The organism is Aeromonas sp. R6-1 (assembly GCF_040908165.1).
GTDB lineage: Bacteria > Pseudomonadota > Gammaproteobacteria > Enterobacterales > Aeromonadaceae > Aeromonas > Aeromonas caviae.
Genome location: NZ_JBFODF010000021.1, coordinates 143,085 through 161,181, shown reverse-complemented (window position 1 = coordinate 161,181; position 18,097 = coordinate 143,085). Strand labels below are relative to the sequence as shown.

The following is an 18,097-nucleotide window of genomic DNA, read 5'->3' as shown; positions in this document are numbered from 1 at the left end:
TAAAAAACCGCCTCCCCGGCACTCCGTGGCCCATGGAATTAGAAACACGTCCACTACACTGACCTCACCGGACAGTGGTCGTCTGCTTTTTGGAGGCTGAGTCCCCGTCAAAAAACCTGACCCAGGGGAAGCTGCGGACCCGTGAGTGGTGGCACCTTGGTGACCCCGTTTAGGAATGTGATCGAATCCGAGTCCCCGTCCGGCACTATTTTGTGATGGAGGGGTATTCATGAAAAAGCACAACACTGAACACGGTTTACCGATCATCCATGCCTTCGCCGCGGGCATCGATATCGGTTCGCGGTTCCATGTGGTTGCGGTGCCCACCGCGCTCGCCGAAGAACCAGTGCAAACCTTTCAGGCTTTCACGGCAGACCTGGAGCGTATGGCTGCTTGGTTGGTCGAGCTTGGGATCACCACCGTGGCAATGGAGTCAACGGGCGTGTATTGGATACCCGTGTATGAGATCCTGGAGACCCATGGCTTACAGGTCATCTTAGCTAACGCCAGGGATGCCCGGGCCGTACCAGGGCGAAAAACCGACGTCAACGATGCGCAATGGATCCAGCGCCTGCATGCTTGCGGTCTACTGCGCGCCAGCTTCCATCCTGAGCGGGAGATCGCCGCGCTGCGCAGTTATCTGCGGCTACGTGAACGTCACCTCGATTACGCTGCGGCTCATATCCAGCACATGCAAAAGGTGCTCACCCACATGAATCTGCAATTGCAGCATGTGGTGAGTGACATCACCGGCGCCACCGGTATGCGGATCATCCGTGCCATTGTCGCAGGAGAGCGCAATGCCACGATGCTCGCCGCCATGCGCGACCTGCGCTGTCAGTCGAGCGTCGAAACTATCCAACGTGCGCTGGTTGGCAATTACCAGCCCGAGCATGTGTTTGCCTTGAGTCAGGCACTGGCCATGTACGACGCCTACCAGGCCCAGATTTCTCTCTGTGATGAACAGATTGCCCAAAGCTTGCAACAACTCTCTCGTGGAAAGCCCCGCCCCAGCGAAGCGCTACCCAAGCCTCGCCACCGTACCCGGCAACCGAACGCACTCAACTTCGATGTGCGCACCTTGCTCTATCAGCTGGTCGGTATCGATCTGACTCAAATCCATGGCATTGGCCCTTACCTGGCACTGCGTCTGGTGGCCGAGTGTGGAACGGACCTGAGTCGCTGGCGAACGGCCCAACACTTCACCTCCTGGCTGACACTGGCTCCGGGCTGCCGGATCAGTGGCGGCAAGGTGTTGTCAGCTCATACTCGCAAGACCAAGAATCGAGTGACCGCCCACTTACGACTGGCAGCGGTGACCATTGGCAGAACAAATACGGCGCTGGGGGCATTCTATCGACGGTTGTCGGCGCGTATCGGCAAAGCGAAGGCTGTCACCGCCACCGCGCGCAAGATTGCGGTCTTGTTCTACAACGCAATGCGTTTTGGTATGGAATATCAGGATCCCGGCGCCGACCACTATGAGCAGCAGTACCGCGAGCGGGTGGTCAAGGGATTGCACCGGCGGGCCGCCGAGTTTGGTTTCACCCTACAGGCAATCGAGGATGTTTCTTAGGAAGGCCGCCGCGTACTTTGCCAAGCTGTCAGGGTAAGGTACGCCTTCATCCGGGAGCACGCGTCCGCACATCCCATCCGCAGACTGTGTCGGATGATGAATGTCCACCCGAGCGGTTATTACGCCTGGCAGCACCAGCCTTTATCTGCCCGAGCCCTGGAAGACCAACGCCTTCTTGGCCAGATCAAGCAATGTTGGCTAGAAAGCGGGGGCATCTATGGTTATCGCAAGATCCGGGATGACCTGCGAGAAATGGGCGAGACCTGTGGGAAACACCGGGTGGCGCGATTAATGCGTCATGAAGGTTTACGTTCACAAACCGGTTATCGCCGCCGTCCCGGTCATTATGGTGGCCGGCCAACGGTGGTTGCACCGAACCATCTTGAACGCCAGTTCGATGTGACTGAGCCAAATAAGGTCTGGATAACAGACATCACTTATATCCGAACCCATGAAGGTTGGCTCTATCTGGCCGCGGTATTGGATTTGTTCTCACGACAAGTCATTGGTTGGTCAATAGGGCCACGTATCGACCGAGAGCTGGCTATCAGCGCGTTACTGATGGCGGTGTGGCGACGGCGACCGGAGCAGGAAGTGCTGGTTCATTCCGACCAAGGGAGCCAGTTTAGCAGCTATGACTGGCAGGATTTGTTGCGGGATCATCGGCTTAAGGCCAGCATGAGCAGACGTGGCAATTGTCATGATAACGCGGTGGCGGAGAGTTTCTTCCAGCTCCTAAAACGCGAGCGGATCCGACGTAAAACCTATGCGGATCGCGGGAAGCCCGACAGGATGTGTTCGATTACATTGAAATGTTTTACAACCCCAAGCGCCGGCACAGTTTCAACAATGGGCTATCGCCAGTAGAGTGTGAAAAGCAATATTTCGAGCGGCTCGAAAGTGTCTAGAGAAGCCGGGGCGATTCAAGAAGGCAACCACAGGGAGGTGGTGATGGATCCAATTTCTTATCTTTTTTCGGCTTATCTCAATCTGGTGCAGCAACAGGTGACGGATATCTATGGCACCGAGCTAAAAACGCTGGTAGTGCCCTATGAGGGAGAGCAGGTTCCCTTCTCTTTCCAGCTCTGGCAGATAAAACAGCAAAGTGTCTGCCGTCCCTACGAGCAAGATGTGCGGCGCTTCAGTCAGTGCACGGTCAAGGCGCAGGCACTGTTTGGCAAACTGTGTGATGACCTGACACGGCAAGACGACAGCAGTTGGCAGCTTCCCAAGTACCGCACCATGTACTGCTCGGCGGCTGTCGGTTATCGCCCCATGATTGCGGAGATCGCCGACGCCCAGCCGAGCCCGGGGAAGCTCGCGGAGCGGGCCTGTAATCAGGCTATTCTGGCGGCCATGGGCAGTGATGACGAAACCCTGCTGGCCCAGCGTGACAAGGCGTGTGCTGCCGTGCGTTAAGGTATTTCCCTAGTCAAAATAAGTGGTTAGCCCTCCTGTGCACCATGCCACAGTTTCTATTGAGGCGGGTGGGTATGATGGTGCGGCAATCACCATGACAGGGAGCAAGCATGATCAGCCATATCGACCATCTGGTATTGACGGTCAGCGACATTGAGCGGGCGGTGGCATTTTACAGCGGCGCCTTCAAGATGGAGCCCATCACCTTCGGGGCGGGGCGCCGGGCGCTGCGCTTTGGCAACCAGAAGATCAATTTGCAGTTGCTGGGGGAGGAGGCGCGCAACCGGGCGCAGGTGGGGTCGGGGGATCTCTGCCTCATCACCCGCTGGCCCCTGGATCAGGTGATGGCCCAGCTGGCGAGCCAGGGGGTCGAAATCGTGGAGGGGCCTGTGATGAAAAGCGGTGCCTGTGGCCCCATCGAATCGGTCTATTGCCTGGACCCGGATCGGAACCTCATCGAGATCAGCCGTTATTGCTGAGCTCCTGGCGCATCAGGGCCGGTTCTCTTCCCCTTTGGCGAGGGCCCTGCGCAGTAGAGGGCGCAAGCTGAGTACCATGCCGATGAAGAGCAGCAGATAGCCCAGGGGCAGCAGGGCGAAGGGCTCGTGCAGGAATCCCTGTGTATCCACTGTGGTGCCCAGCAGGTTGAAGGCCACAAAGCAGCCGAGCCCGGCCAGGATCAGCAGGGCGCCTATGGTCGTTGTCATCTCGTTCTCCTCGTTCACGTATGGAAGAGGGGGGAGGGTGTCATGGCTGGGTGAAGCGAGCGTGAAGTGGCGTCGGGCATGCAACCTGCGTCGCCCAGGTTAAAGCAACAGCTATGCAGATAACACAACAGGGCAGCCATGGGCTGCCCTGTTGCTTTGGGGGATGTCACGGGAAATGGCGTGACTAGCAGACCCCTTGCGCCAGCATGGCGTCGGCCACCTTGACGAAGCCGGCAATATTGGCGCCGCTTTCGTAGTTCACATGGTCATCATCCTGACCGTAACGGACACAGGTGGCATGGATGCTGGTCATGATCCCCTTGAGGCGGGCGTCCACCTCCTCCCGGGTCCAGGAGAGGCGCTGGGCATTTTGGCTCATCTCGAGGCCCGAGGTGGCAACCCCGCCGGCGTTGGCCGCCTTGCCCGGGGCGAACAGCACCTTTGCTTCGTGGAAGAGACGGATGGCGGCGGCGCTGGAGGGCATGTTGGCCCCCTCGGCCACCAACTGCACGCCGTTGGCAATAAGCTGCACCGCATCTTCGGCATCCAGCTCGTTCTGGGTGGCGCAGGGGAGGGCGACGTCGGTCGCCAGGTGCCAGGGGGTACGGCCGCTGAAGAACTCGAGCCCGAGCTCATGGGCGTAATCGGCGACCCGCTTGCGCTGCTCGTTTTTAAGCGCCATCAGGCGGGCCAGCTTCTCGGGGGTGAAGCCGTCCGGATCATAGACGGTGCCGCCGGAGTCGGAGGCGGTGATGACGCGGGCGCCGAGGGCCATCGCCTTCTCGATGGCGTATTGGGCCACGTTGCCCGAGCCCGACACCGAGACCCGCAGGCCATCGAGGGACTGGCCGCGATGGGCCAGCATGGCGTCGACAAAGTAGAGCAGGCCGTAGCCGGTGGCTTCCGGGCGAATGAGGCTGCCGCCAAAGGAGAGTCCCTTGCCGGTGAAGACGCACTCGGCGCTGTTGGTGAGCTTCTTCATCATGCCCGCCATGTAGCTCACCTCGCGCCCGCCCACCCCGATGTCGCCCGCCGGCACGTCGGTGTTGGCCCCCAGGTGGCGATAGAGCTCCAGCATCAGGGCCTGGCAGAAGCGCATCACTTCTCCTTCGCTCTTGCCCTTGGGATCGAAATCGCTGCCCCCCTTGCCGCCGCCCATGGGCAGGGTAGTGAGGGCGTTCTTGAAGGTCTGCTCGAAGGCGAGGAATTTCAGCACAGAGAGATCCACCGAGGGGTGGAAGCGCATGCCGCCCTTGAAGGGGCCGATGGCGGAGCTGTGCTGCACCCGGTAGCCGCGATTCACCTGCACCTGGCCCTGGTCATCCACCCAGCTCACCCGAAACTGCACGAGGCGCTCGGGCTCCACCAGTCGCTCCAGCAGGCCGTGTTGCAGGTAGCGGGGGTGGCGCTCCACATAGGGCCAGATGGAGGCGATCACCTCGCTCACGGCCTGGATGAACTCGGGCTGGTGGGGGTTGCGGCTGGCGACCTGGGCCAGAAAGGCCTCCTGGGAGAGGGAATGACTCATCTTTAACTCCTGTCATGAATGATGAAAGTGGCGTCCTGCCAGAGAGGGGATCATGCCCGTCTTCACGGTTAACGGTTCGCGGGGGCTTAAGGGGGCCCGTTCTTGCGTCCCGATGCGCTTGTCATTTCCCGTCGTCGGCGGGTCAGAGCAGATAATTCGCGATGACCAAAATCTTTTTATGCATTTTTGCTGGATAAATATCAAGCGTTAGATCATCTGGCTATCTGCCAAAGGCCGCACCCTATCTTCGGCGGCGGGGGCCCGGCCCATGAAGTGAGCACCATGAAGTGAAAAGAGGCGGGGAGTGCGCGGTGCAGCCCAATCAGGGCCGCGGCGTCACCGCACGCTGGATAATGGGGGGCTGCTGCTGCATCAAGGGCTGCCCCCCTGTGAGCCAGCGGCCAGGGTGCGACGGGGCCGGGCGCGGGCGCGTGCAATGTGCTACTGTAGCGGCGTTTTTTGCCGAACATGCAGGGCGCAGGCCCTTATTTCATGGAGTTGTATGCAGACGAACCCGACCACAGCGCGGCTGATCCAGCCAGCCATTCTCAAGGCCCATCCGACCGGGGAGGTGACCCATGCTGGCCGATGAATCCATGCGCCTGAACAAATACATCAGCGAGAGCGGCATCTGCTCCCGTCGTGAGGCCGATCGTTTCATCGAGCAGGGCAACGTCTTCATCAACGGCAAGCGGGCCGGGGTGGGGGATCAGGTGTTTGCCGGGGATCTGGTCAAGGTCAACGGTCAGGTGATCGAGCCGCGCGAAGCCGACAGCCTGGTCTTCATCGCCCTCAACAAGCCGGTGGGCATCGTCAGCACCACGGAGGCGGGGGAGAAGGACAACATCGTCGACTTCGTCAACCACAGCACCCGCATCTTCCCCATAGGGCGCCTCGACAAGGACTCCCAGGGGCTCATCTTCCTTACCAACCACGGGGATCTGGTGAACAAGATCCTGCGGGCGGGCAACGATCACGAGAAAGAGTACCTGGTGACCGTGGACAAGCCGGTGACCGACGAGTTCGTCCGGGGCATGGGGGCCGGGGTGCCCATCCTCGGCACCGTCACCAAGAAGTGCAAGGTGAAGCGAGAGGCGCCCTTCGTGTTTCGCATCACCCTGGTGCAGGGGCTCAACCGCCAGATCCGCCGCATGTGCGAGCACTTCGGCTTCGAGGTGACCAAGCTCGAGCGCATCCGCATCATGAACGTCAGCCTCAAGGGGCTGCCGGTGGGGGAGTGGCGCGATCTCACCGACGACGAGCTGATCGAGCTGTTCAAGCTGATTGAGGACTCCTCCTCCGAGGCCAAACCGGCCAAGGGGGCTCAGGTTGCCAAGCCCAAGGCGGCTGCGGCCGGCACCCCGGCCCAGGGCAAGAAGCCGCGGCGCAGCGACGATCACGAGATCGGCGGGCGGCCCAATGTGCCGGGGCCCGAGGCCTTCGAGAAGAAGAGCCCCGCAGGCAAGGGCGGGGCGGGTAAAGGAGGGGCTGCCAGCAAAGGAGGGGCAGGTAAAAGCGCGCCCGGCAAGGGGGGCAAACCCGCCCCGGGCAAACCGCGGCCAGGGCAGGGCGGGCGCCAGAAGAAGGGGCGCTGAGCGCCAGGCCTTCCCGCACCCTGATGAACAACACCGGCCAAGGCCGGTGTTGTGCTTTCTGGCCCCCAAGGCCGGTGCTCGCCGGATCAGGCAGGCTTGTGGCCTGCCGTCTGCACAGCCATGGCCTGCTCCGGGGGCAGGCCCATGGCCCTTGGGTAGTGGCGCGGGTTGAGACGCACCACCAGCAGGCTCATCAGGATCAGGGCGCCGAGCTGCCACTGCCAGGCGGCGGCGAAGTCACCGCTTGCATGGTGCAGGCGGGCCGCCACCCAGGGGCCGGTAGCCGCCACCATGAAGCCAACCCCCTGCATCAGGGCGCAGAGGGCGCCCGCCCGGCGCGGGTCGGGCAGGTGATCCAGCGCAATCACCATGATGAGGGAGAAGCTCCCCCCAAGCCCGGCGCCGCACAGCAAACACCAGAGCAGGGGGGCTGTCTGGGGAGCGAGCCAGAGGCCGCCAAAGCCCGCCAGCTGCATGGCGATGGCCAGCGCCATCCAGGGGCGGCGGTCCAGCCGACCGGCTGCCAGCAGAGGCAGGCCAAGGCCGCTCGCGGTCTGGGCCAGGGCGAGCCAGGCCACCAGCTCGCCCCCTTGCTGGGCGCTCCAGCCCGCCGCCATGTAGGCCGGGGCCAGCCAGGCCACGACGATGCCGTAGCCGCTGTTGATGATGCCAAAGCAGGCGATCAGCAGCCAGGTGCGGGGCAGGGGGAGCAGCCGCTGCTCCCCGGTGGGGGCGGGCGTGCTGGCCGGGGCGGGCAGGGGCACCCGCCAGGCCAGCCAGCCGAGGGCCAGCAGCACCGGCAGGCCCCAGAGCGCCAGCGCCCGAGACCAGTCCAGATACTCGGCAAGGCGCGGGGTGAGCACGGCCCCGAGCGCCCCGCCCCCCATCATGCAGGCGGAGAAGATCCCCATCACCAGGGGCACCTTTTGGGCGAACCCCTCCTTGATGAGGCCGGGCAGCACCCCTTGCACCAGGGCCGAGCCCAGCCCGCACAGGGCGGCGCTGGCGATGAGCAGGGCGCCGCTCGCCAGATCGACGCGCAGGGCGCTGCCAAGGGCGAGCAACAGCAGGGCCGCTCCGAGCAGGGGGCGCGGGCCTGTGCGACCCAGGAGCGCCGGGGTGAGCAGCACGCCGACCCCGATAAGCCAGAGGGGCAGCAGGGTGACCCAGGCCAGGGTATCTACCCCGAGGGCCAGCCTCGCGTCGATGCGAGGGGCCAGGGGGCCGATGGCGGTGAGGAAGGGGCGCAGGTTGAGGGCGATGAGGATCACCAACACCAGCAAGGCGCCGCTGCCCGGGGGGAGGCGGCGCTTATGCATGGGGCAGGGGACCGTAGAGGGTTTCGGCCGCGATGGGGCTCGCCAGCTTGATGAGGGGCAGGGGCGGCGGACTCAGCGGCAGTCGCAGCGCGGCGTAGGCCGCGCGGCTGTCATAGCCGAAGGGGGCGGCATCGTCGTTGTCAAAGGCGTAGTAGACCGCCTGGATGCCGTTCATCACCAGGGCCGACAGGCACATGGGGCAGGGGTGCCCGCTGGCATAGACGATGGCCCCGGCCAGCGGCCCCTGGCGACTCCCTTCCCGCAGCGCTTCCAGCTCCGCGTGACGGGTGGGGTCCCCCGCCTCCAGCATGCGGTTGACGGCGCTCGCCACCAGCCGGTTCTCCCTCACCAGCAGGGCGGCGAAGGGGCGCCCCCCTTGCTGGCGATGGGTCAGGGCCAGGTGCAGGGCCTGCTCCAGCCACTCCTGATGGCTGGGGGCCGAGGCGGCGGTGAGGGAGTTGAGGAGGCGGGCACCGGACTGGGAAGGGGGTGGCATGGTCATATCCTGGCAAAGAAGGGGGAGGACAGCAGCCTAGAGGGTCGCCGCATCATTTGGAAATTAAATGATAAAATGACTTCCAGTGGTTTTATAAATGGAGATTGCCCATGGAGCGCCCCCTGCTGGACCCCCAATTGCTGCAGAGCTTCGTCGCCATCGTCGAAACCGGCAGCTTTACCCGCGCCGCCGAGCGTATCCACCTCACCCAGTCCACCCTGAGCCAGCAGATGCGCCGCCTGGAGCAGCAGCTGGGCTGCACCCTGCTCGACCGATCCGGCCGCCAGGTGGTGACCACGGCCCAGGGGGAGACCCTGCTCGGGCTGGCGCGCCGCATCCTGGGGCTGCTGGCCCGGGCGGGGGAGCGGGTGAGCGAGGCGAGCCACCCCCTGCGCCTCGGGGTGCCGGAGGATTTTGCCGCGGGGGCCATGACCCCGGTGCTGGCTGCCTTCGCCCGCGCGCACCCTCAGGTGCGGCTGGAGGTACAAAGCGATCTCAGCCATGCCCTGTGGCAGGCCTTCGAAGGGGGAGAGCTGGATCTGGCTCTCATCAAACAGGGGCGCGGCCAGGGGGAGCCCATCGCCCGCTGGCGCGAGCCCCTGGCCTGGGTTGACAGCCGGGAGTGGCCCGCCGCCGGGCGCGACCCTCTGCCTCTGGTGGTGTTTCCAAGCGAGGGGCTCTACCGGCGCCAGATGACCGACGCCCTGGATGCCGAGGGGATCCCCTGGCGCATCGCCTACGTGAGCGGCAGTCTCGCCAGCCTGCAAGGGGCGGTGAGCGCGGGGATCGGGGTCAGCCTGCTGCCGGCGCGCCTGCTGCAACCGGATCAGGTGGTGCTGGCCCACTGGCCTGCGGTGCGCTCGGTGGAGCTGGCTCTGCACCAGGGGCCGGGCACGAGCGAGCCCCTCGCCCGGCTGGGGGAGGCGCTGATCGCGCTTTGTGACGAGGTGATGGGGCCGAGGTAGCCCGGGCGGCCAGGGGTCATGCCAGGGCCTGTTTTGGCACCACGGCGAGCCAGATTTCCACTTCGCCGCTGCCGGTGGCGGCGTCAAAGCGGGCGCCGTAGCGCTCGAAATCCGGCTGCTGGGCAGATTGATAGTCCGATTGCGCGAGCCATGCCAGGGCCTGGCGCCAGGTGTGCGGCAGGGTCGCGACATGCCCCTGATGCAAGAAGATGGCGTAGGTCTGGGGGGCGATGCGCATGCGGCCAAGCCCGGGAGGCAGCACCTCCAGGGCGGCGACCTCCACCCCGCAGAGGTATTCGCAGTGGGTGTCGGTGGCGGCGCAGATGACGCCATAGGCGTGCTCACCGAGTTGCCCCGGCAGGGGAAGCAGGGCGCTGAGGTCGCGCCACTGGCCGGCGAAGTCCCCCTGCTCGAAGGGGTGGTGACGGCGCAGCCCCCCGAGGAGCATGGCGCGGCCTTGTTCGATGCGAATGGGGGCTGACATGGTGCCTCCTGCGGGGGCGCTCAGGCCTCCCGACCTTCCTCGAGCTTGCGCTCATAATCCCGGCGAACGATGGCGAGTGCCGCCAGGGCCAGCGCGGGGGCGATGTGGTTGGTTTCCAGCAGTTCAATCAGATCCACCGCGAGCTGGACCTCGGGGGGGGCATTTTCCAGAGACATCTTGGGTTCTCAAGGGCAAGGGTGGTCGCCATTATAGCGCCCGGCGGCGCGAAGACACGCCCCGGCTGCCCGGGGCGGGACGGGTCACATGTGCTGGCGCATCTCCTTGTCCAGCTCCTCGCGCAGGGCCATCAGCTTTTTGGCGTACTGCTGCAACTGCAGATCGCTCTCGCTCACCGGCTGCCACTGGGGCACCGGAGTGGGTTTGCCATGCTCGTCCATGGCCACGAAGATGATGATGCAGTGGGTGGTCTTGCGCCGCTCCGGGTCGGTGGGGTGGCGGCTGTAGACATCCACCGCCAGGTGCATGCTGGTGGTGCCGGTGTGGATCACCTTGGCGTGCACCTCCACCAGCTGGCCTATCTGGATGGGGCGCAAGAAGCGGATGCCCCCCACATAGACGGTGACGGCATAGCCGCCACACCAGCCGGCGGCGCAGGCGTAGCCGGCCTGGTCAATCCACTTCATCACCATGCCGCCATGGACTTTGCCGCCAAAGTTGACGTCGGCGGGTTCGGCGAGAAATTGCAGGGTCAGTTCACGGGCGCTCATGGTACTTCCTTATGTCGAGGCAAGGGGGGACTCCTTGGCTGTCCCCCGGGGACAATAGCAGCGGGCGGGGCCGGCACTGATCCAACCAGCGCCTCTTCTTGTCTGCGCCGTCATTCACCTTGAGTTCAGCGCAGGCGGCCCAGCATGACTCATCACGCGAGGGAGGAGGCCCCATGAAACAGATGCTGGAGCAATTGATGGGAGCTGGCAAGGGCTGGCTCAACGACGGTGGTGACACGCGCAAGGCCCAGATGAAGGGCATGGCGCAGGGGGGATTGGCCGCCGGGGCCATGGCGCTGCTGCTTGGTAACAAGAAGATGCGCAAATATGGCACCAAGGTGGCGGCGGTGGGAGGCGCGGCGGCTCTCGGGGGACTGGCCTACAAGCTCTATCAGGACTGGCAGACCCAGCAGTCCACCCCGGCCCAGCCGACCCAGCCCCTCGACACCCTGGAGGGCAAGGCCCTGGATGCCCGCGCCAATCTGCTGGTGCGCGCCATGGTGGCGGCGGCCCGGGCCGACGGCCACATCGATGCCGCCGAGCGCCAGAAGATCCAGGAGTACCTGACCGAACAGGGGGAGCGGGATGCGGCCCGCTGGATTGACGCCGAGCTCTCCCGCCCCCTCGACCCCCATGTCCTGGCGCGAGAAGTGACCGACATGGAGCTGGCGACCGAGGTCTACCTCGCCTCCCTGCTCACCATCGAGGTGGATCACTTCATGGAGCGCAGTTATCTGGACGAGCTGGCGCGCGCCTTGAAGCTGGATGACAACCTCAAGGGGAGCATAGAGCGCCAGGTGGCCCAGCTGGGGGCGCCGGGCTGAGCCCGCATTGCCATCAGGATTGTCCACAAGGCCCCGTCATGGGGCCTTGTCGTTGCCGGGGGCTGTTGATTGCCGTGACGAGCCGATAAGATGCGGGTTCCAAAGGGTGACTGCCGAGCCTCTTTCCTCGCTGGCGACCCTCACTGCAAGGAGCATCAGGTGGACATTCGCAAGGCAACTGAACAGGATATCGACGCCATTCTGGCCCTGAACCGGCAGATAGGTCAGCTCCACTTCGAGCAGGTGCCCGAGGTGTTCTGCCCCCCGTCCCCGGAGGACAGGGCCTTCTTGCTCGGCGCCATAGCCGACGAGGCGCGTCTTTTCTGCGTGGCGGTGGTGGCGGGGGAGGTGGCGGGCTTTCTCACTGCCCGCATCGACCTCAACGAGAGCGTCCCCTTTCTCAGCAAGCTGCCCGTCTGCCGCATCACGACCGTGGTGGTGGATGAGGGGCAGCGCTCCCGGGGCATCGGCCGGGCGCTGATCGCCCACGGTGACCAGTGGGGCAAGGCGCGGGGCGCAAGCCAGTTGCGCCTGGAGGTGATGGCTTTCAACGAGCGGGCCAGGGCCCTCTACGAGCGACTGGGCTTCAAGGCCCAGTCACAGACCATGGCCAGATAAGGCGCACTCGCTTGCAAAAGGGCCCGTTACGGGCCCTTGTCGTGTGAGGCGTCAGGGGGGCTCTGCCAGGTTTCCCGTTGCCGGGCGATGAGGCCCGCAAGCCGGTTGAGCGCCGCGTCCAGCTGCGGGCTCCAGGGATGGGAACTGTTGAGGCGCAGGCAGTGGTTGTGCTGGCCCTGGCTGGAGAAGAGGGCCCCGGGGGCGATGGAGACCCCCGCCTCGATGGCGCTGGCATAGAGCGCCCGGCCATCGAGGCGGGCGTCAAATTCGAGCCAGAGAAAGTAGCCTCCGTCGGGGGAGGAGATACGCGCCTCGGGGAAGAGGCGCATCAGGGCTGCCCGCATCTGCTGCTGGCGCTGGGCCAGGGTGTGGCGCAGGCGGCGAAAGTGGGCGTCCACCCCGCCCTGGCGCAACATGTCGGCCAGCGCCAGCTGACTGGGCACATTGGTCGACAGGGTCGACATCAGTTGCAGCCGCTGGATGCGCTCGGCGTGGCGCTTGGCCACCACCCAGCCGACCCGAAAGCCCGGCGCCAGACACTTGGTCCAGGAGCCGCACAGCAGGCTCTCTCCCCGCGCATCCCAATGGGTGATGGGCCTTGGCCGCTCGCGCCCGACATAGAGCTCCGCATAGACGTCATCCTCCACCAGGGGGACCTGATGGCGGTTGAGCAGCGCCATCAGCGCCTGCTTGTGCTCATCGGGCATGGTGTGGCCGAGGGGGTGCTGCACATTGCCCATCAGCCAGCACGCCTTGACGGGGCGCTGGGCGAGGGCCTCCTCCAGCAGGGCGAGATCGATGCCCACCCCGGGGATCACCGGGATCTCCACCACCTTGAGCTTGAGCCGCTCGATGGCCTGCAGGGCGCCGTAGAAGGTGGGGGACTCCACCACCACCCAGTCGCCGGGCTCGGTCAGCACCTGAAGACTGAGGGAGAGCGCCTCCATGGCCCCAGTGGTGATGATGATCTGCTGGGGATCCACCGCCATCCCCTCGCCGGCGTAGCGCCGGGCGATGGCGCGGCGCAGTGCCTCGTTGCCGGGGGGCAGATCTGCCACCGTGCTGAAGGGATCGAGGCGGCGCATGCAACTGCCGAGGGCCCGACCGAGCTGGGGGTGGGGGAAGAGGGTAGGGTCCGCCACCGCCATGCCAAGGGGCACCAGTTCCCGTGACTTGCTCGCCTGCAGCACCTCGAACACCAGATCGTTGATGTCCACCGAGCCGCTGTAGCGGGCCTGCTGGGGCTGGCTCTCCCGCCGGGCCGTGCTCGCGGCCTTGACGTAGTAGCCGGACTGGGGCCGCGCCAGGATGAGGCCCCGGCTTTCGAGCAACTGATAGGCCTGGAGCACCGTCATGGGGCTGAGGCCATGGGTCTTGCAGCTCTGGCGGATGGAGGGGATGCGCTCCCCCGGCTGCCAGAGGCCGCTCGTGATCTGCTGTTGCAGCTGGTCTGCCAACTGGCCGTAGCGGGACATGGTGGGCCCAAACTGTTATAGGTGTTTTTCACTATAACTGCATCTGTTATAGGTGTCATGGACCATGGTGTACTTGGCGGGCGAAAACCTGTCCGTTAAATGCAACATAGAGAGTCATGCATGATAAGCCTGGATGATGTGGTCAGCCTCTCCCGAATACAGTTCGGGGCGACGGCGATGTTCCACTTTCTGTTTGTGCCCCTCACCCTGGGGCTGTCCTGGATCCTGGTGATCGCCGAGTCGGCCTACGTGATGACCGGCAAGGTGATTTACAAGGACATCACCCGCTTCTGGGGCAAGCTGTTTGGCATCAACTTCGTGATGGGGGTGACCACCGGGATCACCCTGGAGTTCCAGTTCGGGACCAACTGGGCCTATTACTCCCACTATGTCGGCGATATCTTCGGCACGCCGCTGGCGGTGGAGGGGCTGATGGCCTTCTTCCTCGAGTCCACATTGGTGGGCCTCTTCTTCTTCGGCTGGGACAAGCTCTCCCGCGGTCAGCACCTGCTGGTGACCATGCTGGTGGCGCTCGGCTCCAACCTCTCCGCCCTCTGGATCCTCATCGCCAACGGCTGGATGCAAAACCCGGTCGGCGCTGAGTTCAACCCCATGACCATGCGCATGGAGCTGGTGGATGTGGCCGCGGTCATCTTCAACCCGGTGGCCCAGGTCAAGTTCGTCCACACGGTGGCGGCGGGCTATGTGGCGGCCTCCCTGTTCGTGATGGGGGTGAGCAGCTGGTATCTGCTGCGCGGCATGGAGGTGCGCTTCGCCCTGCGATCCTTTGCCATCGCCTCGGGCTTTGGCCTCGCGGCCATCCTCTCTGTCATCGTGCTCGGGGACGAGTCGGGTTATCGCTCGGGGGAGGTGCAGAAGGTCAAGCTCGCCGCCATCGAGGCGGAGTGGGAGACGGAGCCCGCCCCGGCTTCTTTCACCCTGTTCGGCCTGCCGGATCAGCGTGCCGAGACCACCCACGCGGCCATCAAGATCCCCTATCTGATGGGCATCATCGCCACCCGCTCCCTGGATGAACAGGTAACGGGCCTCAAAGATCTGAAAGCGCAGCACGAGGCGCGCATTCGCAGCGGCATGTTGGCCCACGAGGCGCTCGAAGCGATGCGGGCAGATGGCAGCAACCAGGCGGCCCGCGCCACCTTCGATCGCCACCGCAGCGATCTGGGCTACGGCCTCTTGCTCACCCCCTATGCCAAGGAGATTGGCAAGGCGGACGAGGGGGCCATCGCCAAGGCGGTAGAGGACTCCATCCCCCAGGTGGCGCCGCTGTTCTGGAGCTTTCGCCTGATGGTGGGCATCGGCGTGGCGCTGCTGGTGCTCTTTGCCGCCGCCTTCCTGCAACTGTGCCGGGGCAGGCTGGTGCAATCCCCGCGGCTGCTCAGGGCCCTGCTCTGGTCTATTCCGCTGCCCTGGATTGCCATCGAGGCGGGCTGGTTCGTGGCGGAGTTCGGTCGCCAACCCTGGACCATCAGCGACGTGCTGCCGGTGTCGGCCTCCGTCTCCCTGCTGCAACCGGGGCAGCTCTGGTTCAGCCTCATCGCCATCTTCCTCATCTACAGCAGTCTGCTGGTGGTGGAGTTGTTCTTGTTGCGTCATGTGATCCGCAAAGGGCCTGCCAGCCTGCAGACGGGTCGTTATCAAGGTGAAGTGTTGCAAAACGGGAGTCCTGCCTGATGGATTACGAAACCCTGAAAGTGATCTGGTGGGGGCTGGTGCTCTTCCTGCTGGTCGGCTTCGTGGTGATGGATGGCTTCGATCTCGGGGTCGGCATGCTGTTGCCCGTGGTCGGCAAGACGGATGACGAGCGGCGGGTGCTGCTCAACAGCGTGGGCCCCGTGTGGGAGGGCAACCAGGTGTGGCTCATCGCCGGTGCCGGCACCCTGTTTGCCGCCTGGCCCCTGGTCTATGCCGCCGCCTTCTCGGCGCTTTACGTGCCCTTCATGTTCCTGCTGTTCGGTCTCTTTTTGCGACCGGTGGGCTTTGACTATCGCAGCAAGCTGTCGGACCCGGTCTGGCGCCGCTGGTGGGACCGCGCCTTGGTGGTGGGCGGTCTGCTGCCGACCCTGGTGTTTGGTGCCACCCTTGGCCTGGTGCTGCAAGGGTTGCCGTTTCGCTTCGATGCGGCCCTTCGCATCCACTATGGCGCCTTTGCGTTCCACTGGCCGCTGCTGTTGACCGCCATGGGGACGGCGCTGGCGCTGCTCTTGCTGCACGGTGCCAGCTTCCTGCAGTGCAAGACCCAGGGGGCCATAGCGGCGCGCAGCGCCCGCCTCGCCCTCTGGCTCGGCCCCCTGGCGAGCGCCCTCTTTGCCCTTGGCGGCGTCTGGCTTGGGGAGATGGCGGGGTATCGCATCACGGCCATCGGCGATCTCAACGGCGCCCTCACTCCGCTGATGAAAGAGGTGGTGGCGGTGCCGGCAGGCTGGCTTGGCAACTTTGTCGCCCATCCGGTGCTCTGGGCCGTGCCTGTGCTCGGGCTCCTGCTGCCCCTGGTGTGCGCGCTGGCAAGCCGCCTCGGCAAGTCCGGGCTGGCGCTCGTTGCCAGCGGCGGTGCCTGCGCCGCCATGATGCTGACCGTGGCCATCGCGCTCTTCCCCTTCGTGCTGCCCTCGTCCCTGGATCCGGCCAGCAGCCTGACCCTGTGGGACAGCACCTCCAGCGAGCGCACCCTGCTTATCATGCTGGGGATCGTCGGGGTACTGATGCCGGTCAACATCGGCTACACCCTCTGGGTATATCGGGTGGTGCGCGGCAGGGTCAGCGCCGAACAGGTGCGCCAGCACGGCCACAGCCTCTACTAATCCGCTTCAACACAAGGATCAACGCGATATGTGGTATTTCACCTGGTTGCTGGGGCTGGGGTTCGCCCTGCTCTGCGGGCTGGTCAACCTGCTCTGGCTGGAGGCGCGCTGGGCTGCCGATGAGGATCTCAAGGAGCCCTGAGCCTCGCATCTTGCCCATGAAAAAAGGCCGACACAGGGTGTCGGCCTTTTGCTTGCCCGGGGGTCAGGAAAGGGCGGCGCGGCGCTCGCCCGCTTCGCTGACATGGGTGAGGCCGTAGGCCAGCAGCACGATGAGGGCGCCAATCCAGGGGGTGTGCATCAGGCCGAGGTGCTCCACCACGAAACCGCCGACCACGGAGCCCAGCGCAATGCCGACGTTGAAGGCGGCGATGTTGAGGCCGGAGGCCACATCCACGGCATTGGGGGTGTGGCGCTCGGCCTGTTTCACCACCAGTACCTGCAGACCCGGCACGTTGCCAAAGGCGAAGGCGCCCCACACCAGCACGGTCAGTACCGCCAGCACCGGGTGCGGCGCGGTGAAGGTGAGCACCAGCAGCACCACGGCGAGCCCGGCGAACAGCAGCTTGAGAGCGGGCAATGGGCCCATCCGGTCGGCGAGCTTGCCGCCCCAGATATTGCCGACCGCCACCGATACCCCGTACACCAGCAGGATCAGGCTCACCGCACTGGCGCCAAAGCCGCTCACCTGTTGCAGGATGGGGGCGAGGAAGGTAAATGCCGTGAAGGCACCGCCGTAACCGAGCGCCGTCTTGGCGTAGACCAGCAGCAAGGGCTTTCTGGTGAGCACCGAGAGCTGCTCGCGAACGCTGGAGGCGGCCCCCTTCGGCAGGTTCCCCGGTACCAGCAGCATGCTGCCCACCATGGCGACGAGGCCGAGCAGGCTCACCACCAGGAAGGTTTCGCGCCAGCCAAAGACCTGACCAATCCAGGTGCCAAGCGGGACGCCGGTCACCAGGGCGACCGTGAGGCCGCTGAACATGATGGCGATGGCGCTGGCCGCCTTCTCTTTGGCCACGAGACCCGTGGCGATGGTGCTGCCTACCGAGAAGAAGACCCCGTGGGCCAGCCCGGTGAGGATGCGGGCCACAATCAGGCTCTCGTACCCGGGGGCCTGCCAGGCCAGCAGGTTGCCGACGGTGAAGAGGGCCATCAGCCCCACCAGCAGCCACTTGCGCGGCAGCTTGCCGGTGAGCGCCGTGAGCACGGGGGCGCCGATGGCGACGCCAAGGGCATAGAGGCTGACCAGCAGGCCCGCCGAGGGGAGCGAGACATTGAGCTGCTCGGCGATGGTGGGGATGAGCCCCACGATCACGAATTCGGTGGTGCCTATAGCAAAGGCACTTAAGGTGAGGGCAAATAACGCCAGTGGCATAACAACTCCTTGGATTGGGACTCCCGACGGGAGAATGGCGCCAGTATGCCGAGGGTGTTTGTTGGTAAAAATGACGACAACGTCAAATTACTTTTGCCAAATCAGCAGCAATGGGGCTGTGAAAGTGGGAGTGGCTGAGGTTGCAGAGACAAGAGTGGGCCGTACAGCG

General features: G+C 64.7%; 18 protein-coding genes and 2 pseudogenes. 11 read left to right on the top strand and 9 right to left on the bottom strand.

Going from position 1 to position 18,097, the window contains the following annotated elements; all coding sequences use genetic code 11:
* Positions 1-229 precede the first annotated feature (229 nt).
* The 4 genes and pseudogenes from AB5Y68_RS05300 to AB5Y68_RS05285 form a co-directional block, all read left to right on the top strand.
* Positions 230-1,432: pseudogene (locus AB5Y68_RS05300) on the top strand (IS110 family transposase); the annotation flags it as partial.
* A gap of 132 nt (positions 1,433-1,564) precedes the next feature.
* A pseudogene (locus tag AB5Y68_RS05295) lies at positions 1,565-2,484 on the top strand (IS3 family transposase); the annotation flags it as partial.
* A 43-nt stretch (positions 2,485-2,527) separates the two neighbouring features.
* The gene (locus AB5Y68_RS05290; RefSeq protein WP_039038597.1) at positions 2,528-2,995 is read left to right on the top strand and encodes a hypothetical protein; all 468 of its coding nucleotides are present in this window, start codon (positions 2,528-2,530) and stop codon (positions 2,993-2,995) included.
* Between the two features lie 110 nt (positions 2,996-3,105).
* Positions 3,106-3,474: a VOC family protein gene (locus AB5Y68_RS05285; protein WP_042017439.1), complete on the top strand. Its 369-nt coding sequence runs from the start codon at positions 3,106-3,108 to the stop codon at positions 3,472-3,474.
* Between the two features lie 12 nt (positions 3,475-3,486).
* On the opposite strand, the gene AB5Y68_RS05280 is transcribed toward AB5Y68_RS05285, so the two are convergent.
* A complete protein-coding gene (locus AB5Y68_RS05280) occupies positions 3,487-3,702 on the bottom strand; it encodes a DUF3955 domain-containing protein (protein ID WP_041215489.1) in 216 nt (71 codons plus the stop codon).
* A gap of 184 nt (positions 3,703-3,886) precedes the next feature.
* Entirely contained in the window at positions 3,887-5,230 is a 1,344-nt protein-coding gene (gene gdhA / locus AB5Y68_RS05275; protein WP_048207349.1) for an NADP-specific glutamate dehydrogenase, read from the bottom strand.
* A 578-nt stretch (positions 5,231-5,808) separates the two neighbouring features.
* Here gdhA and rluF point away from each other — a divergent pair.
* On the top strand, positions 5,809-6,825 hold the full coding sequence (gene rluF, locus AB5Y68_RS05270; protein WP_322146386.1) for a 23S rRNA pseudouridine(2604) synthase RluF: 1,017 nt from the start codon (positions 5,809-5,811) through the stop codon (positions 6,823-6,825).
* Positions 6,826-6,911: 86 nt separating this feature from the next.
* On the opposite strand, the gene AB5Y68_RS05265 is transcribed toward rluF, so the two are convergent.
* Positions 6,912-8,144, bottom strand: a complete 1,233-nt coding sequence (locus tag AB5Y68_RS05265) for an MFS transporter (RefSeq protein ID WP_368206939.1) — start codon at positions 8,142-8,144, stop codon at positions 6,912-6,914.
* The gene (locus tag AB5Y68_RS05260) at positions 8,137-8,646 is read right to left on the bottom strand and encodes a nucleoside deaminase (RefSeq protein WP_041215485.1); all 510 of its coding nucleotides are present in this window, start codon (positions 8,644-8,646) and stop codon (positions 8,137-8,139) included. The genes AB5Y68_RS05265 and AB5Y68_RS05260 overlap by 8 nt, the downstream gene beginning before the upstream one ends.
* 116 nt (positions 8,647-8,762) lie before the next feature.
* Between AB5Y68_RS05260 and AB5Y68_RS05255 the strand changes: the two genes are divergently transcribed.
* Positions 8,763-9,605 (top strand): LysR family transcriptional regulator, encoded by an 843-nt coding sequence (locus AB5Y68_RS05255; RefSeq protein ID WP_029314296.1) that lies wholly within the window; start codon positions 8,763-8,765, stop codon positions 9,603-9,605.
* 16 nt (positions 9,606-9,621) lie between these two features.
* Here the strand turns inward: AB5Y68_RS05255 and AB5Y68_RS05250 are convergent, their stop codons facing one another.
* The 3 genes from AB5Y68_RS05250 to AB5Y68_RS05240 all read right to left on the bottom strand — a co-directional run bounded on the left by AB5Y68_RS05250 (position 9,622) and on the right by AB5Y68_RS05240 (position 10,817).
* On the bottom strand, positions 9,622-10,089 hold the full coding sequence (locus AB5Y68_RS05250; protein WP_039038603.1) for a GyrI-like domain-containing protein: 468 nt from the start codon (positions 10,087-10,089) through the stop codon (positions 9,622-9,624).
* Positions 10,090-10,109: 20 nt separating this feature from the next.
* Positions 10,110-10,265 (bottom strand): pleiotropic regulatory protein RsmS, encoded by a 156-nt coding sequence (gene rsmS, locus AB5Y68_RS05245; protein WP_010674200.1) that lies wholly within the window; start codon positions 10,263-10,265, stop codon positions 10,110-10,112.
* Between the two features lie 84 nt (positions 10,266-10,349).
* The gene (locus tag AB5Y68_RS05240) at positions 10,350-10,817 is read right to left on the bottom strand and encodes an acyl-CoA thioesterase (protein ID WP_010674201.1); all 468 of its coding nucleotides are present in this window, start codon (positions 10,815-10,817) and stop codon (positions 10,350-10,352) included.
* Between the two features lie 173 nt (positions 10,818-10,990).
* Between AB5Y68_RS05240 and AB5Y68_RS05235 the strand changes: the two genes are divergently transcribed.
* Both AB5Y68_RS05235 and AB5Y68_RS05230 read left to right on the top strand, forming a co-directional pair.
* A complete protein-coding gene (locus AB5Y68_RS05235; protein ID WP_039038604.1) occupies positions 10,991-11,641 on the top strand; it encodes a tellurite resistance TerB family protein in 651 nt (216 codons plus the stop codon).
* Positions 11,642-11,800: 159 nt separating this feature from the next.
* Positions 11,801-12,259 carry a GNAT family N-acetyltransferase gene (locus AB5Y68_RS05230; protein ID WP_039038605.1) on the top strand — a complete coding sequence of 153 codons (459 nt, stop codon included), beginning with the start codon at positions 11,801-11,803 and terminating at the stop codon, positions 12,257-12,259.
* Positions 12,260-12,285: 26 nt separating this feature from the next.
* On the opposite strand, the gene AB5Y68_RS05225 is transcribed toward AB5Y68_RS05230, so the two are convergent.
* The gene (locus AB5Y68_RS05225) at positions 12,286-13,734 is read right to left on the bottom strand and encodes a PLP-dependent aminotransferase family protein (RefSeq protein WP_039038606.1); all 1,449 of its coding nucleotides are present in this window, start codon (positions 13,732-13,734) and stop codon (positions 12,286-12,288) included.
* A 120-nt stretch (positions 13,735-13,854) separates the two neighbouring features.
* Here AB5Y68_RS05225 and AB5Y68_RS05220 point away from each other — a divergent pair, with 120 nt between their 5' ends.
* The 3 genes from AB5Y68_RS05220 to AB5Y68_RS05210 are packed head-to-tail and all read left to right on the top strand — an operon-like array spanning position 13,855 to position 16,695.
* Complete coding sequence (locus AB5Y68_RS05220) at positions 13,855-15,426, top strand: cytochrome ubiquinol oxidase subunit I (RefSeq protein ID WP_039038607.1); 1,572 nt, start codon at positions 13,855-13,857, stop codon at positions 15,424-15,426.
* The gene (gene cydB / locus AB5Y68_RS05215) at positions 15,426-16,553 is read left to right on the top strand and encodes a cytochrome d ubiquinol oxidase subunit II (RefSeq protein WP_039038608.1); all 1,128 of its coding nucleotides are present in this window, start codon (positions 15,426-15,428) and stop codon (positions 16,551-16,553) included. The genes AB5Y68_RS05220 and cydB overlap by 1 nt, the downstream gene beginning before the upstream one ends.
* A gap of 28 nt (positions 16,554-16,581) precedes the next feature.
* On the top strand, positions 16,582-16,695 hold the full coding sequence (locus AB5Y68_RS05210) for a CydX/CbdX family cytochrome bd oxidase small subunit (protein WP_010674207.1): 114 nt from the start codon (positions 16,582-16,584) through the stop codon (positions 16,693-16,695).
* 63 nt (positions 16,696-16,758) lie between these two features.
* Here AB5Y68_RS05210 and AB5Y68_RS05205 read toward each other — a convergent pair whose 3' ends face one another.
* A complete protein-coding gene (locus tag AB5Y68_RS05205) occupies positions 16,759-17,928 on the bottom strand; it encodes an MFS transporter (protein WP_039038609.1) in 1,170 nt (389 codons plus the stop codon).
* Positions 17,929-18,097 lie beyond the last annotated feature (169 nt).